Consider the following 15241-nt stretch of genomic DNA (forward strand, 5'->3'; position numbering starts at 1 on the left):
GCACAGTTTATGTGCCTCGATAGCTCAGTCGGTAGAGCAGAGGATTGAAAATCCTCGTGTCCGTGGTTCGATTCCGCGTCGAGGCACCATTTACTTTAAGTTCTCAATCTTTAAAATTGAACGTGCCTTAGCACACAGTTTTGTGTGCCGACTTAGCTCAGCTGGTAGAGCAACTGACTTGTAATCAGTAGGTCAACCGTTCGACTCGGTTAGTCGGCACCATTTATTCAAAGTAGTTTGAAAAGAAAAGCTGTAATCAGTAGTCTGTTCAAATTACCCGTCGACTCGGTTAGTCGGCACCATTTATTTAAAGTTAATTGTAGAATATCGCAATTAACTAGCACAGTTTATGTGCCTCGATAGCTCAGTCGGTAGAGCAGAGGATTGAAAATCCTCGTGTCCGTGGTTCGATTCCGCGTCGAGGCACCATTTATTGAAAAGCCTTGCTTATGCAAGGTTTTTTTATTTTAAGTGCTTTATAAAAGTTCTCAATCTTTAAAATTGAACGTGCCTTAGCACACAGTTTTGTGTGCCGACTTAGCTCAGCTGGTAGAGCAACTGACTTGTAATCAGTAGGTCAACCGTTCGACTCGGTTAGTCGGCACCATTTATTCAAAAGCCTCGCTTATAGCGAGGCTTTTTTGTTTTCAACTTGAGAATTAAAAATACCCATAGTTAAGAGCAAAGCAACTGACTCGTAATCAGTAGTCTGTATAAGTTATCCGTTCGACTCGGTTAGTCGGCACCATTTATTTCAGGTAGCTTAAAGCAAATGACTCGTAATCAGTAGTCTGTATAAGTTATCCGTTCGACTCGGTTAGTCGGCACCATTTATTTTAGGTAATTTAAAGCAACTAACTTGTAATCAGTAGTCTGTATAAGTTATTCGCTCGGCTTAGTTAGTCGGCAACATTTATTTAAAAGCCTCGCTTATAGCGGGGCTTTTTTGTTTCTATATATCTAATACCAATCCGCAATAATATTTAATTAAGCGAATTGGAATGATCTCTTAGACACACTACAAAAAGTTAATTTTTTATTATTAAAAATTGCTGAACATTTGCTCATTTTTACCGTATAACTGGCTATTATGTTAGTTCATCGCTAGCTATGTAATGTTATGTAAAGTAGGTTGAGCAAAAGTTGCCAAAGTGCTTGAATTACGTTCATAAATAGCAGTAATTTAGGTTTAATTATGATTTGGCAATGCAAGCCAACCCTATTGGCAATTAGTGTGATGCTGCTTAGCGGCTGTGCGAGTGATTTTAACTCGTCGCAGCGCATGCAAGCGCCTAATAATATGCCACAGCAATGGCAGCAAGAAGCATCAAGCTCGGTATTAAAAGTACAAGAGCAATGGCTTACACAACTACAAAACCCTACGCTTAACAAATTTGTACAACAAGCACTTAAAAACAACCAACAGCTTTTACAAACTAGTTATGATGTAGAAATTCAAAAACAACAGCTTATAGTATCGGGCTCTGCACTTTGGCCTAGCCTTGATTTATCAACGCGTACTAGCCGTAGTAAAGACAACCGCCCAGTGAGCTACGATAACGCAAGCTCCGTTAGTTTAGATTTAACTTATGAAGTTGATTTATGGGGTAAGCTTTCAGATTCAAAGCGCGAAGCTAATCTTAACTATTTAGCGCAACAGGCCCGGTTTGAGCAAGCTAAACAGCAACTCGTTGCTGATGTAGTAACTGGCTGGTTTGATGTAGTTACAGCGCAGCAATTACTCGATTTATTTAAGCGCCGCGAAGCCAACGCACAGCAAAGCCTAGATATTATCGAGTCTGGTTATCGCCAAGGTATAAACGAAGCACTCGATGTATATTTAGCCCGTAATGAGCTTAATAATGAACGCGCTCGCATTGCTACTCAAACGGCGAACCTATCGGCTTCAGCACGTGTACTTGAGCGTTTACTGGGTGAATACCCAAAAGGTGCCATTACTGCTAGTAGCGACTTACCCGTTATTAATACCGATATTCTACTAGGCTTACCTTCTGAACTTATAACACGCAAACCTACGCTGCGAGCAAGTTGGTATGATCTTTTAGCCACCGACGCTTCATTGGCGTATGCGCACAAACAACGCTTTCCAAGTTTAGATTTAACAGCTTCACTAAGTGATAGCACCGACAGAGTAAGCGACTTGTTTTCTCCATCAAGCCTTGCATGGTCGTTATTAGGTAGTATTTCAGCACCACTTTTTGAGGGCGGACGCTTAAAAGCGAATGAAGAAATAGCGCGCCTTAATACTCAAAAGCAAGAGCAACTTTATTTGCAAACGCTTTACGATGCATTTGGTGATGTAGAGAATGCGATTTCACAGCAGCAGTCTCTTAAATCACAATATAGCAGCACCCTTGAGGCACAAGAAAACGCACTTGCAGCAGAGCAGTTGTCGTTTGAGCAATATCAAAGTGGCTTGGTAACTTACACTACGGTGCTTGACGCACAAGATAGGTCTTTCGATGCACAAAGCTCCTTAATCGACATTAAAAACCAATTAATAGCTAACAGAATTAACTTACACGTTGCCCTTGGTGGTGATTTTGCAAAGCCCTCAAGTGAACTAAAGAGCAATAATGATGAAAACTAAAACAGCAAAAATTATTATTCCAGCGGTGGTTATTATTGCCACTATTTTAATTGTTATGTTTATTAAAGGTAATCCGCCAGAGGCTAAACGCTTTGGCTCACCTCCTAAAGCATCAATAAGCGTGGCTGCGCTTGAGCTTAAACCACAAAATTACCAAGTGATGATTGATAGCTACGGTACGGTAAAACCACGTACACAAAGTTTATTAGTTGCTCAGGCATCTGGGCAAATAATTGAAGTAAGTGATGACTTTAGAGAAGGCGGCTTTTTTGAAAAGGGCGACGTACTTTTAAAGCTAGACGATAGAGATCATCAAGCTGAAGTTAAATCTGCTCAAGCCAATTTATTAACGGCAGAGCAAGGCTTATTAGAAGAAAAAGCGCGTGGACAACAAGCTATTACTGATTGGAAACGCCTTGGCGGCTCAAATCAGGCAAGCAGCTTAGTACTGCGTGAACCACAACTTGCAGCAGCCGAAGCAGAAGTTTTATCGGCGCAAGCAGTACTTGAAAAAGCCATGCTTGATTTAGAGCGCACTAAAGTAACCGCGCCATATGCGGGTCGTATACTTAGCCGTAGTGTTGATTTGGGGCAAGTTGTTACTAACAATACCCAGCTTGCCACTATTTACGCAATCGATAGCGTAGAGATTCGTTTACCGATTAAAAATAAAGATCTTCCGTTCGTAAATTTACCAGAGCAATATCGCGATGGCGCCAAAAACCAAGCGGGTTCAATTGTTAAATTTACCTCTGACTTAGTGGGTGAGCAAACGTGGCAAGGGCAGCTAGCGCGTACCGAAGGTGCTATAGATGAAGGTGCACAACAGCTTTACGTAGTTGCTAAAATTAACGACCCATATAAAGCAACGGCTAATAACCAGTACCCAATAAAAATAGGGCAATACATAAAGGCGCAAATTACCGGTAAAACAGTTCCTAACGCACTTATAATCCCTAACAGTACAATATATCAAGGGACGTATGTTTATGTTGTTGAAGAGGGTGTACTTAAGCGTAAAGACATTACACTTGCTTGGCAAAATGCGACACAAGCGATGATAAAAACGGGATTAAATCCAAATGATAAACTGGTTATTACTCCACTAGGGCAAGTGAGTTCTGGTACTCAGGTAAGTATTTTAGGCGAACAAAGCACAGAGCAACCTAAAAGCCGAGGAGCTAATGGGCAAGGTAAAGGAAAGCGCCCGACGCCAGAGCAGCTTGAGCAAAAAGCAAAAGAGCAGGGTATTAGTGTTGAAGAGCTAAAAAAACGCCGCGCAGCAAAGCAAGGAGATAAGCCATGATCGCTTGGTTTGCCAAAAACCATGTTGCTGCTAACTTATTGCTAGTAACGCTGTTACTGTCGGGACTTTTTAGCTTATCAAGCAAAATACCGCTTGAGGTATTTCCTTCATTCGAAACTGACATGATAAGCGTAAATGTAAGTTTGCGTGGTTCAACACCAGAGGATGTAGAGCAAGGCGTAACAATTCGAATAGAAGAAGCCGTACAAGATTTAGAGGGCATAAAGCAAATATTTAGTCGCTCTTCTGAAGGTTCTGGCTCTGTGACAATAGAGGTGGAAAGCGGCTACGACCCTCGTGAGCTTTTAGCTGATATAAAAAGTCGTGTAGACGCAATTAACACTTTTCCAGCCGATGCCGAAAAGCCGATAGTAGCGCTTGCTGAGCGAATTCGTGAAGTTATCGCGGTTACCGTATCGAGTGACTATGGCGAAAAAGAAACCCGCGAATACGCAGAAACAGTACGCGATCAAATCCTACGTTTACCTAATGTAACGCAGGTAGAGCTAAGTGGCGTTCGTGATTACGAAATAGCCATTGAAGTAAGCCAAGATATTCTTCGTCAGTACGATTTAAGCTTGGCACAAATATCGAGTGCTATTTCAAACTCAAGCTCAGATATTTCTGCTGGTAACTTAAAAACAGAAGGCGGGGACGTACTTATAAGCTCTAAAGGGCAAGCATATCGTAAAGATGAATTTGCCAGCATTGTTGTTAAAAACCAAGCCGATGGCACTATTATTCGCTTAGGTGATATAGCGACTATAAAAGATGATTTTGAAGAAACACCAGTACGTACTCGCTTTAATGGTAAACAAGCTGCATTTATCGACGTATATCGAATTGGTCCACAAAGTGCGATTACAGTTGCTGACGATGTTAAAAACTACATAAAAGAGCAACAAAGCTCTCTCCCACAAGGGTTTGAACTAAGTTACTGGGATGATGATTCGGAGCTGGTTAAAAGTCGTATTTCGACCCTTACTACCAATGCTTTACAAGGCGGTATTTTAGTACTGGCTTTACTTACTTTGTTTTTACGCCCTGCAATTGCATTTTGGGTATTTATTGGTATTCCGGTTTCGTTTATGGGCGCGTTTATAGCGATGCCTATTTTTGGCGTAACCCTTAATATTATGAGCTTATTTGGCTTTATATTGGTACTGGGGATTGTTGTTGATGACGCCATAGTTACCGGCGAAAACGTTTACACCCATTTAAAAACAGCTACGTCGGGCGAGCAGGCCGCAATTTTAGGTACTCAAGAAGTAGCAACACCAGTAACATTTGGTGTGTTAACTACCGTTGCTGCCTTTTTACCTTTGGCTTTTATTGAAGGGGCGCGTGGTGCCTTGTTTGCACAAATACCGGTAGTAGTTATTCCGGTATTATTGTTTTCATTGATTGAATCTAAATTTGTACTACCAGCACATTTAAAATATATAAAACTACGCCACGAAAAAGGCGAACCTTCAAAGTTTGATGTTATTCAACAGCGTTTTGCAGATGGATTTGAAAACGCGATTTTAAAATACTATCAACCCACTTTAAATTTAGCACTGCGCCATAAATTGGCTTCGGTAAGCTTGTTTATTGGTGTATTTGTTATAATTTTAACCATGATCACCAGCGGTTGGACTAAGTTTGTATTTTTCCCGCGCATACCAAGCGAAACAGTTCGCGTTAACTTAACACTACCAACAGGTACACCGTTTGAAGTAACTAATAAATACGTAATTGACATGTCGCAAAAGGCGCAGCAATTACAAGAAAAATACCGCGACCCAGATACTGGCGAAAGCGTTATTTTAAATATATTAGCCACAACAGGTGGGCGTGGTGGTGTATCTAATTCAGGCTCTGTACGCTTTGAAATAACACCGGCTGAAAAGCGTGAATCAGACATAGGATCACGAGAACTTGCCAGCGAATGGCGCGATTTAATTGGTGTCATACCAGGCGCCGAAAGTTTAACGTTTAGAGCCGAAATTGGCCGAAGTTCAGACCCCATTGATGTTCAGCTTAGTGGCACTTCGTTGACTATTTTACAAGACGTGGCTGATCACATTAAAACCCGTTTATCAACCTATCCAACGGTATTTGATATTGCCGATAGTATGTCCGACGGTAAAGAAGAGTTACAAATAGAGCTTACGCAACAAGGTTTAGCGCTGGGCTTAAATAGAGTCAATGTAGCTGGGCAAGTACGTAACTCGTTTTTTGGCTCGCAAGCACAACGTATTCAGCGAGGCAGAGACGATGTACGTGTAATGGTACGCTTACCTATAGATGAGCGCCGCTCTGTAGCTGACCTACAAAACATACTTATAAATACGCCTGATGGAGGCTCAGTGCCATTGTCGCATGTGGCAACACTTACTGCTGGGCAAAGTCCATCAACTATTAATCGAATAGACCGTTACCGCACATTAAACGTAACAGCCGATATCGAAAAAAATAATACCAACATGACCATACTGCAGGCTGACCTAACGGAGTATTTAGATGGGTTAATGCAGCAATATCCTGGAGTAGATTACAAACTAGAAGGTGAGGCTAAAGAGCAAAGAGAGTCGTTTGGTTCGTTGGCTTGGGCACTTGTGTTTGTATTTTTCATAATCTATGCGCTATTAGCAATACCGCTTAAATCTTACTTACAACCAATCATAGTAATGAGTGTAATCCCATTTGGCATGATAGGTGCTGTAGTAGGGCATTGGATTATGGGAATGGACTTAACTATTATGAGTTTACTCGGTATGCTTGCGCTAACCGGGGTGGTGGTAAATGATTCGCTTGTACTCGTTGATTTTATTAATAAAAAGCGCAGTGAAGGTGGTAAAGTTCTCGATGCTATAAAAATTGCAGGTGCATCGCGTTTTCGCCCTGTAATGCTAACTAGTTTAACGACCTTTATTGGCTTAATGCCATTACTGTTTGAAAAAGCGACTCAGGCACAGTTTTTAATACCAATGGCGGTGAGCTTAGGGTTTGGGATTATTTTTGCTACCTTTATTACTTTATTGTTAGTACCAATAAACTACATGCTAATGGAGCGTTTTCAAGGTTGGTTTAAATAACTTCACTCTTTAATGCGTGATTATTAAAGCTGTAGGTAAGTAATTACCTGCGGCTTTTTTATAAGCTAAAAAGTAATATTAGACAATTGAAGATAAGTGAATAAAAAATTTAGATAAATATAAGAGTAAACAGGAAGGTTAATTTTTTTTGATAAAGCCTTTTAAAGGCGAAGGTTACTAAAAAGGTGTTCCCCAAGATACGGTACTCGGTTTCAGTCCTGAAACCAGAAGGTTTCAGGGCGGGAATCTGCGGTTTACCGTAGGCTTCTCGGTACATGCCGAGCCTGCACAATAGTAGACGAACAGAAACCCTGGTATAAAATTTATCGGCTCAGGGACTTAACTAAGCTCCGGTACCCCAGGGAACAATTTAAGTATATAAGACATAATCCAATCCTTAAACCCCAAACGTAAAAAATTAAACCGTTCGCTTAGTTTTTCCGCACCTTTAACTCATCATTTACTTTATCGCATGGTTTTTGAGCTTGATCATACAATTAATTGGAGTTGCTTTTTATCGAGTGGTAGCATTGCCTTAACTTGCAAAGCGAAGATTCGATTATGAACGATTTACCCGATTACGAAAAAGCTCAACTGCTTTTAGAAAAAAACGAAATATTTGTATCACCTGCTGAAGCGCATGGTGTGATTAGTGGTTTACTTGCGTGTGGTTTAACCATTGACGACAAAGAATACTTAGGCCTTTTGAGCGATGTGTTTAACGATGGTGAATCGTTTAGTAACGATTTAAAGCAGTTTTTTGGCACTATTTATAAGCAAGTAGTCGCGAGCTTTAATGATGATGAATTTCAGTTTGATTTATTTTTACCAAGCGACGATGAAACACTCATCGATCAGGCTAATGGCCTCGTATCATGGGTAGCGGGTTTTATGCTTGGTTTTGGTTTAAAGCAAAAAGACTACGGTAAACTATCGAGCGATGTTAAAGAGGTTATTACTGACTTTAGCGAAATTACTCGCCTAGATACTACTTTTGAAGAAACCGAAGAAGACAGCCAAGCGCTGCACGAAGTGATTGAATATGTGCGTGTATCAGCACTACTTTGTTTTGCAGAGCTTGGTAAAGAGCAAAGCACGCAAAGTACAAAAAAAACACTTCATTAACTTTTAAAAAGTAAAACGGGTTGATTAATAATGGTTGAAGTACAAAAGTCAGAATTTAAAGCACGCCGCGAGCGTTTACTTGCTCAAATGGATAAAAATAGCGTTGCTATTATTCCCGCTGCAAGCGAAGTGACGCGCAGTCGCGATACCGAATATGCATTTAGACAAGATAGCGACTTTTTTTACTTAACTGGCTTTAACGAACCCGACGCCGTACTTGTACTCTGTAATAACAGCGATGCACCCAGTACTTTATTTTGCCTAGATAAAGACAAGCTTGCAGAAATTTGGCATGGCCGCAGAGTTGGCTTTGATAAAGCTAAAAGTGACTACTTGTTTGATGAAGCTTACCCGCTAAGTGAATTAAACGATAAGCTACTCGATATACTAAATGAAAAAAATGCTCTCTATTTTGCACAAGGTGCTTATCCCTCATTTGATACTAAAGTGTTTTCGTTACTAGGTACGCTTCGAAGTGGCTCACGAAAAGGCCTCAAAGCACCGAGTACTTTAAAAGAGATACGCGGCCTTATTCACGAAATGCGTTTGTTTAAATCGCCAAGCGAGATAGATGTTATGCGAGAAGGCTGTGAAATTAGTGCGCGAGGGCACATGCGCGCTATGCGTTATTCGCATGCGGGTGCCACAGAGTTTCAGCTAGAAGCAGAGCTACATCATCATTATGCAATGAATGGTGCGCCTCATCCTGCGTACGGCACAATTGTTGGTAGTGGCGACAACGCCAATATTTTACATTACACACAAAATAGCGATGTTTTAAAAAGTGGTGACCTAGTACTTATAGACTCTGGGTGCGAGTTACAAGGTTACGCTGCTGATATAACGCGTACATTTCCGGTAAATGGTCAATTTAGCGAAGAGCAAGCCGCGCTTTATAATATTGTTCTTAAAGCGCAAGAAGTTGCTTTTGATGAAGTAAAACCCGGTGGTTACATGTCGCATGCTAATAAACTAGCAATGGAAGTAATGACCCAAGGTTTAATCGATCTAGGTATTTTAACCGGCGACTTTGATGAGCTAATGGCAAAAGGGGCATGTAAAGAATATTACATGCACGGGCTTGGGCATTGGCTTGGTTTAGATGTACATGATGTTGGCGATTACAAAGTAAATAACGTTGAGCGTGCATTTGAGCCCGGTATGGTACTCACCATAGAGCCTGGGCTTTATATAAGCAAAGACTCAAGCGCACCGCAAAAATACAAAGGCATTGGTATTCGTATCGAAGATAACTTGCTAGTTACCGAAACCGGCTATGAAAACTTGACCCTAAGCGTACCTAAAAAAATTAGCGATATAGAAGCACTTATGCAAAGTGCTAAAAACGTATAAAGCTCGGAGAGTAAAGTGGCTAAGCAGTTTGATGTAGTTATTATTGGCGGTGGTTTAGCGGGAGCAAGCTGCGCATTAAGTGTGGCTAAAACTAATCCCGCGTTAAATATTGCCGTTGTAGAAGCTAATCAAGTAACCGGCGACTACCACCCAAGCTTTGACGACAGAAGCATTGCACTTGCTCAGCAATCGGTAGAGTATTTACAAAGCCTCAATTTATTTGAGCAAAATGCCCCTTACACCGCAGCAATCAAAAAAGTGAGCGTGTCTGATAGAGGCCACTTTGGCAAAGCGCACATTAATTGCGACGAATTTGCTAAGCCCTCACTTGGTTACGTAGTAGAAGTAAATCCATTTGGCCGAGCGCTTCACCTGCGTTTAACGCAGTCAAATATTACGCTTTTGTGCCCCGATAGCGTAATTGCCATTGAGCAAACTTTGCATAGCAATACACTCACCTTACAAAGCGGCGAGCAATTAAACGCCAAGCTATTGGTTATTGCTGATGGCGCACAATCACCAACACGTAGTTTACTTGGGCTTGGTTTTAATACCCAGCCTTATGAACAAGGCGCTATTATTGCTAATGTAGAAGTGGCTGGTGGGCATAATAATCATGCCTTTGAGCGCTTTACACAAAACGGGCCTATGGCGTTATTACCCATGAGCAATAACCGTTATTCGTTAGTGTGGTGTATGCGCCAAGAGCAGGTTGAACAGCACATGGCACTCAGTGAACAAGGTTTTTTAAGTGCCCTGCAAAGCGCGTTTGGTTATCGCGGTGGTCAATTTACTAAAGTGGGCATGCGCACGAGTTACCCGCTCGTTTACGGGCAAGTAGAGTCTTTAATTGCGCACCGAACAGTGGTTATTGGTAATGCTGCACATGCTATTCATCCTATTGCAGGGCAAGGTTTTAATTTAGGTCTTCGCGACGTACAAGTACTTAGTAATTTAATAGCAAATAGCCAACACGATTTAGGCAGCTATGCGTTTACACGTGAATATTCAAAAAAGCGCAGTGATGATATAAAAACCGTGATGAGTTTAACCGATACACTTGTTAGACTTTTTTCGAACTCATCGCGAGTGCTCGCATTGGGGCGCAGTATTGGGTTGTTTTCGATGGATTTATTTCCCGCATTAAAAGCGCCATTAGCTAAACAGTTAATGGGGCAAGTTAAACAAGGTAGGCGTTTATGAAGCAAGCACAGGTTTGTATTGTAGGTGGCGGCTGTGTAGGGCTAACACTAGCACTTGGATTGGCAAAAGCCGATATAAGCGTCGTTGTACTCGACGGTGCACCAACACAAGCGTTGCCAACTGACGAATATGGTTTGCGCGTAAGTGCGCTAAGCATTGCAAGTCAAACCTTGCTTGAACAATTAAATGTATGGCCCGAAATTATCGCACAGCGAGCGTGCGCTTATACACATATGGACGTACGTGATGCCGACAGCTTTGGCAAAATAGCGTTTAATAACGAGCAACTTGAGCTTGAACATTTAGGCCATATTGTTGAAAACGACATTATCCGCTTTGCGCTTATAAAAGAGCTAGAGCAACAAAGCAGTGCAACACTAATGTTTGATACACAGTATCAGCAAATACATCAAAGCGAATCTGATGTATTTATAACACTTAAAAGCGGCGAGCCAATTATTGCAAAACTGCTGGTGGCGGCTGATGGTGCAAATTCAGCTATACGTAAACAATTTAATATGGCGCTTAGCTTTAAAGATTACGATCACCATGCATTAGTAGCGACAATAAAAACCAAAGAGCCACATGCAAACACCGCACGCCAAGTTTTTTTACCAACAGGACCTTTGGCGTTTTTACCTTTGAGTGATGCCAATACTCATTCTATTGTATGGTCTACCAGCCCCAATCATTGTGATGAATTGTTAGCAATGGACGACACCGCCTTTAATAAAGCTGTAATGGCAGCCATCGACGGCCAATGTGGTTTGTGTGAAGTACAAAGTAAACGTGCTGCATTTCCACTTAAAATGCGCTACGCCCAACAATGGGTTTCAGGAAAAGTGGTACTCATTGGCGATGCTGCACATACAATCCATCCACTTGCAGGGCTTGGTATGAACCTAGGCCTAAAAGATGCGGCTTATTTAATTGAGCTTTTAACAAGCGATAGCAAGGAGTTTGCAAGCACTCGTACACTGCGCGATTACGAGCGCACTCGTAAGCTCGATGCGCAAAAGCACATAGCCATGATGCAAGGGTTAAAAGAGCTATTTGAAGGTGCAAACCCAGTTAAAAAACTTATTCGTGGAGTAGGGCTATCATTAGTTGATAATCTTGGCCCAATAAAACACCTGTTCGCCAAAGAAGCGATAGGCAAATAAGTAGGTTGGGTTGAGCGAAGCGAAACCCAACAGATAAAGTAAAGTGATGAGCTTGATTAAAAAAACCGATGTTTAATTTAAACATCGGTTTTTTTATGAAGGTTTTAAATATATTAAAAGCCGCGCTTTTCACGCGAGCAAGTTCGGCGTCTACATGCAAAGTTTAACACTGAGCTTAATTTTACCTGTAGGCGTTTAGCTTGCTGACGCGACGAGCGTAGCTCGTAATTACTATCGTTAGTTAAAAAGCGCTTTGCGTTAAATCAGTTACAAATTCTCTTGTGCTTCATTCACCATATCTTTGAGCGCATCAACTAACATTGGATCTCGCGAGTTTTGCTTAGCAAGTTCTAATGCGTATTTCATACTGGTAACAGCCTCTTTAAACTGTTTGTTAGCAGTATAGCCTTGCGATAAACGCATGTGAGAATAAGTTGCATTGGGGTAATGGGTAGTAAAGTGTTTAAGCGTGGTAATAGCTTTGGCTGTGTTACCAAATTTTTGCTGGCTATGAGCAAATTCTACATATACATCTTGTGGAATTTTAAGCTCAAACCCGTACTTATCACTCAGTGCTTGGTAGTAACCTGTAATGAGCGATACATCAGCAAACTTTCCGTGCTCGTCAGTAACCTTAAATATTAGGTCGCTAAATAAGTGAATTAGGCTATCGCTAAGCGCTGGTAGTATAGTGCCCATATGAGTAAAAGCGGGATAATGCTTATATTCCCATTTAAGTTGCGAGGGCGTTTGTTGTTCTAAATTTACCAAAGTATTTAATACGCCTGTATAAAAGCGTGCGCCTTCGCTTGCTACACTAATAAATAACGCCTGATCACCTTTAGGGTTTTTAGTGTATTTTATAATATTATTTTTTAATTCCTCATCACTCCACCAACTGTTTGGGCTTATAGCTATATAGTTATTAAATAACTCAGGCTGATTAACTAAAGTATAAAGCGCCAAAGTACCTGCATTAGAGTGGCCAATTAAGGTGTTGTAGCCGTTAGTTGAGTAATTACTGTTTATATAAGGCATGAGTTCATCAGACACAAACTTTAAAAACTTGTCGGTTTGTCCTGCGTCAGGCCATTTGTTTTTAACAAAAGTTTGAAACTCTGTTTTAGGTTCGCCTTCTACTTTTGGTAAATAATCGCGAACACGGTTAGTTGTATCAATACCAACGAGCATTGCGTTAGGTATCTGCTCGTAATCAACAAGGGATTTAATAACACCAGACGCCGTATGAAAGTGCTCAACACCATCAAGTAAATAAATAACATAAAGCGGCTTATCGTCTTTTACAGTGTCAGGTATGAAAATTTTAATGGGTCTGTCTTCGTTAAGTATTTTTGATTGCAGAATGACTTTTTTACCAACGGTTATGTCAGTTGTATTGGTTTTTGCGTGGCTTAAAAATGGTGTACTAAAAGTAAGTATTAATACAAGCGATAGTAAGAGCTTCATAAATATCCTTATTTAATAATGTATTGCTTAATAATTGCACGGCTTTAAGCTTGAGTAAATGTTTATATTTTCGGGGTAAACATAAAGTTTAAGTAATTAAAAGCTATCGTTTTTCACGCGAGTAAGCTCGGCTTCTACAAGAGAGATTACACTCTGTGCTTAACTTTTGCGGTAGGCGTACAGCTTGCTGACGCGACGAGCGAAGCTCGAAATGTTTACCTTTAAACACTTATCTATAAAAGCTTAAAAAACCTGCTTGCTTAATTATCCGTCTAAGCGTATAATGCGCGCTCATTTCGGCTTTTAAACTATTAATTCCTTGCCTTAAACCGACCGGCCGAAACGGTAGAAGGCTCTATTAACCGTAAGGAATATCCATGCGTCATTACGAAATCGTATTCATGGTTCACCCAGATCAGAGTGAGCAAGTTGCTGGTATGATCGAACGTTATACTGGTTCTATCACTGAAGCTGGTGGTGTTATCCACCGTCTTGAAGATTGGGGCCGTCGTCAATTGGCTTACCCAATTAACAAGCTTCATAAAGCTCACTATGTTCTTATGAACGTTGAAGCACCAACTGAAGTAATCAGCGAGCTAGAAACTACTTTCCGCTACAACGATGCAGTGCTTCGTAACTTAGTTATCCGCACTAAAACTGCTGAAACTGAAGCGTCTCCTCTTGCAAGAGAAGAGAAGAAAGAAGCACCAGCTGCTTAATTGTTTTGAGTCCAAGCATGGCGTTTAACTGGTGATGAATATAAATGGTTAGCCCTTTTATGAATCAGCTGGTTATATCTGGGGTAGTTTGTAAAACTCCCAAGTTTAGCCAAAGCCCTGCTGGCATCCCGCATTGTATTTTTGTTGTAGAACATAAATCGATGCAAACCGAAGCAGACCTTAACCGTAATAGTTACGTGAGGCTTCAGGTAGTTGCCAGTGGAAAGCAAATGCAACAACAGACTCAACATTTGCACGTTGGGCAGGCATTGCAAGTGAGTGGTTTTTTAAATCGCCACGAAGGTCGTAACGGCCTTAGCCAATTGGTTTTGCATGCTCAGCATATAGAAAGAATTATTTGAGGAATTAATCTCATGGCACGTTATTTCAGACGTCGTAAGTTCTGCCGCTTTAAAGCGGAAGGCGTAAAACAAATCGATTACAAAGATCTAGCTACTCTTAGAAACTATGTTACAGAAAGTGGCAAAATCGTACCTAGCCGTATCACAGGTACTAGCGCTAAATTTCAGCGCCAGCTAGCAACTGCTATTAAGCGTGCTCGCTACTTAGCCCTTCTTCCATACACTGACTTACATAAGTAAGCAGCGGATTAACAGTTTTTAAAAGGTGTAGAAACATGCAAGTTATTCTACTAGATAAGATCGCTAACCTAGGTAGCCTAGGTGAACAGGTTGTAGTTAAATCTGGTTTCGCACGTAACTTCCTTTTCCCTCAAGGTAAGGCAGTTCCTGCGACTAAAGCTAACATTGAAACGTTTGACGCTCGTCGTGCAGAACTTGAAGCGAAAATCGCTGAACAGTTAGTTGCTGCACAAGCACGCGCTGAAAAACTAGAAGCATTAGCAGAAGTTACATTAGTATCTAAAGCTGGTGACGAAGGTAAGTTATTCGGTTCAATCGGTACTCGTGACATCGCTGACGCTATCTCAGCTGTTGGTGTTGAAGTTGCTAAGTCAGAAGTTCGTTTGCCTCTAGGTACTATCCGTGAGACAGGTGAATTTGACGTATCAATTTCAGTTCACTCAGACGTAACGGCTACTATTAAAGTAATCGTAATCGCTGAAGCTTAATTTTTAATTAAGCGACAAAAGCCGTGCTATTAGCATAACACCACTCGTTTAAGAACGAGTGGTGTTTTTTCGTTTATACCTAACTGGATATTTTTGTGTCTTTGCGAGCACCGTTCGCGGATAA

At 41.0% G+C, this 15241-nt stretch carries 12 protein-coding genes, 4 tRNA genes and 1 other RNA gene; 15 read left to right on the forward strand and 2 right to left on the reverse strand.

Annotated features, from left to right (window positions below):
• Positions 1-13: 13 nt before the first annotated feature.
• From GQR54_RS03290 to GQR54_RS03320, 7 genes are all read left to right on the forward strand, one after another.
• Positions 14-89, forward strand: a tRNA-Phe gene (locus GQR54_RS03290).
• Positions 90-146: 57 nt separating this feature from the next.
• Positions 147-222, forward strand: a tRNA-Thr gene (locus GQR54_RS03295).
• Between the two features lie 131 nt (positions 223-353).
• Positions 354-429: transfer RNA gene (locus tag GQR54_RS03300), tRNA-Phe, on the forward strand.
• Between the two features lie 102 nt (positions 430-531).
• Positions 532-607, forward strand: a tRNA-Thr gene (locus GQR54_RS03305).
• 588 nt (positions 608-1195) lie between these two features.
• On the forward strand, positions 1196-2611 hold the full coding sequence (locus GQR54_RS03310; RefSeq protein ID WP_166376520.1) for a TolC family protein: 1416 nt from the start codon (positions 1196-1198) through the stop codon (positions 2609-2611).
• Positions 2601-3917, forward strand: a complete 1317-nt coding sequence (locus GQR54_RS03315) for an efflux RND transporter periplasmic adaptor subunit (protein ID WP_010554901.1) — start codon at positions 2601-2603, stop codon at positions 3915-3917. Before GQR54_RS03310 ends, GQR54_RS03315 begins: the two co-directional genes overlap by 11 nt.
• Positions 3914-6997 (forward strand): efflux RND transporter permease subunit, encoded by a 3084-nt coding sequence (locus GQR54_RS03320; RefSeq protein WP_007587324.1) that lies wholly within the window; start codon positions 3914-3916, stop codon positions 6995-6997. Before GQR54_RS03315 ends, GQR54_RS03320 begins: the two co-directional genes overlap by 4 nt.
• Before the next feature lie 185 nt (positions 6998-7182).
• Here GQR54_RS03320 and ssrS read toward each other — a convergent pair.
• Positions 7183-7365, reverse strand: a non-coding RNA gene (ssrS, locus tag GQR54_RS03325) — 6S RNA.
• A 193-nt stretch (positions 7366-7558) separates the two neighbouring features.
• On the opposite strand from ssrS, the gene GQR54_RS03330 reads away from it, so the two are divergent.
• The 4 genes from GQR54_RS03330 to GQR54_RS03345 are packed head-to-tail and all read left to right on the forward strand — an operon-like array spanning position 7559 to position 11841.
• Positions 7559-8122, forward strand: a complete 564-nt coding sequence (locus GQR54_RS03330; protein WP_007587323.1) for a UPF0149 family protein — start codon at positions 7559-7561, stop codon at positions 8120-8122.
• A gap of 30 nt (positions 8123-8152) precedes the next feature.
• Positions 8153-9475, forward strand: coding sequence for a Xaa-Pro aminopeptidase (gene pepP, locus GQR54_RS03335; RefSeq protein WP_166376521.1), 1323 nt, complete (start codon positions 8153-8155; stop codon positions 9473-9475).
• Positions 9476-9490: 15 nt separating this feature from the next.
• On the forward strand, positions 9491-10678 hold the full coding sequence (gene ubiH / locus GQR54_RS03340) for a 2-octaprenyl-6-methoxyphenyl hydroxylase (protein ID WP_166376522.1): 1188 nt from the start codon (positions 9491-9493) through the stop codon (positions 10676-10678).
• On the forward strand, positions 10675-11841 hold the full coding sequence (locus tag GQR54_RS03345; RefSeq protein ID WP_166376523.1) for an FAD-dependent monooxygenase: 1167 nt from the start codon (positions 10675-10677) through the stop codon (positions 11839-11841). Before ubiH ends, GQR54_RS03345 begins: the two co-directional genes overlap by 4 nt.
• A 267-nt stretch (positions 11842-12108) precedes the next feature.
• On the opposite strand, the gene GQR54_RS03350 is transcribed toward GQR54_RS03345, so the two are convergent.
• Complete coding sequence (locus GQR54_RS03350) at positions 12109-13308, reverse strand: alpha/beta hydrolase-fold protein (protein ID WP_166376524.1); 1200 nt, start codon at positions 13306-13308, stop codon at positions 12109-12111.
• Positions 13309-13685: 377 nt separating this feature from the next.
• On the opposite strand from GQR54_RS03350, the gene rpsF reads away from it, so the two are divergent.
• The 4 genes from rpsF to rplI are packed head-to-tail and all read left to right on the forward strand — an operon-like array spanning position 13686 to position 15117.
• On the forward strand, positions 13686-14027 hold the full coding sequence (rpsF, locus tag GQR54_RS03355; protein ID WP_007378473.1) for a 30S ribosomal protein S6: 342 nt from the start codon (positions 13686-13688) through the stop codon (positions 14025-14027).
• Between the two features lie 44 nt (positions 14028-14071).
• On the forward strand, positions 14072-14389 hold the full coding sequence (gene priB, locus GQR54_RS03360) for a primosomal replication protein N (protein WP_033015549.1): 318 nt from the start codon (positions 14072-14074) through the stop codon (positions 14387-14389).
• Between the two features lie 12 nt (positions 14390-14401).
• On the forward strand, positions 14402-14629 hold the full coding sequence (rpsR, locus tag GQR54_RS03365; protein WP_007378475.1) for a 30S ribosomal protein S18: 228 nt from the start codon (positions 14402-14404) through the stop codon (positions 14627-14629).
• 35 nt (positions 14630-14664) lie between these two features.
• A complete protein-coding gene (gene rplI, locus GQR54_RS03370) occupies positions 14665-15117 on the forward strand; it encodes a 50S ribosomal protein L9 (RefSeq protein WP_002962755.1) in 453 nt (150 codons plus the stop codon).
• Positions 15118-15241: the final 124 nt, after the last annotated feature.

The sequence above is a fragment of the Pseudoalteromonas sp. Z9A4 genome, assembly GCF_011378845.1.
In the GTDB taxonomy this organism is placed as follows: Bacteria; Pseudomonadota; Gammaproteobacteria; order Enterobacterales; family Alteromonadaceae; genus Pseudoalteromonas; species Pseudoalteromonas arctica.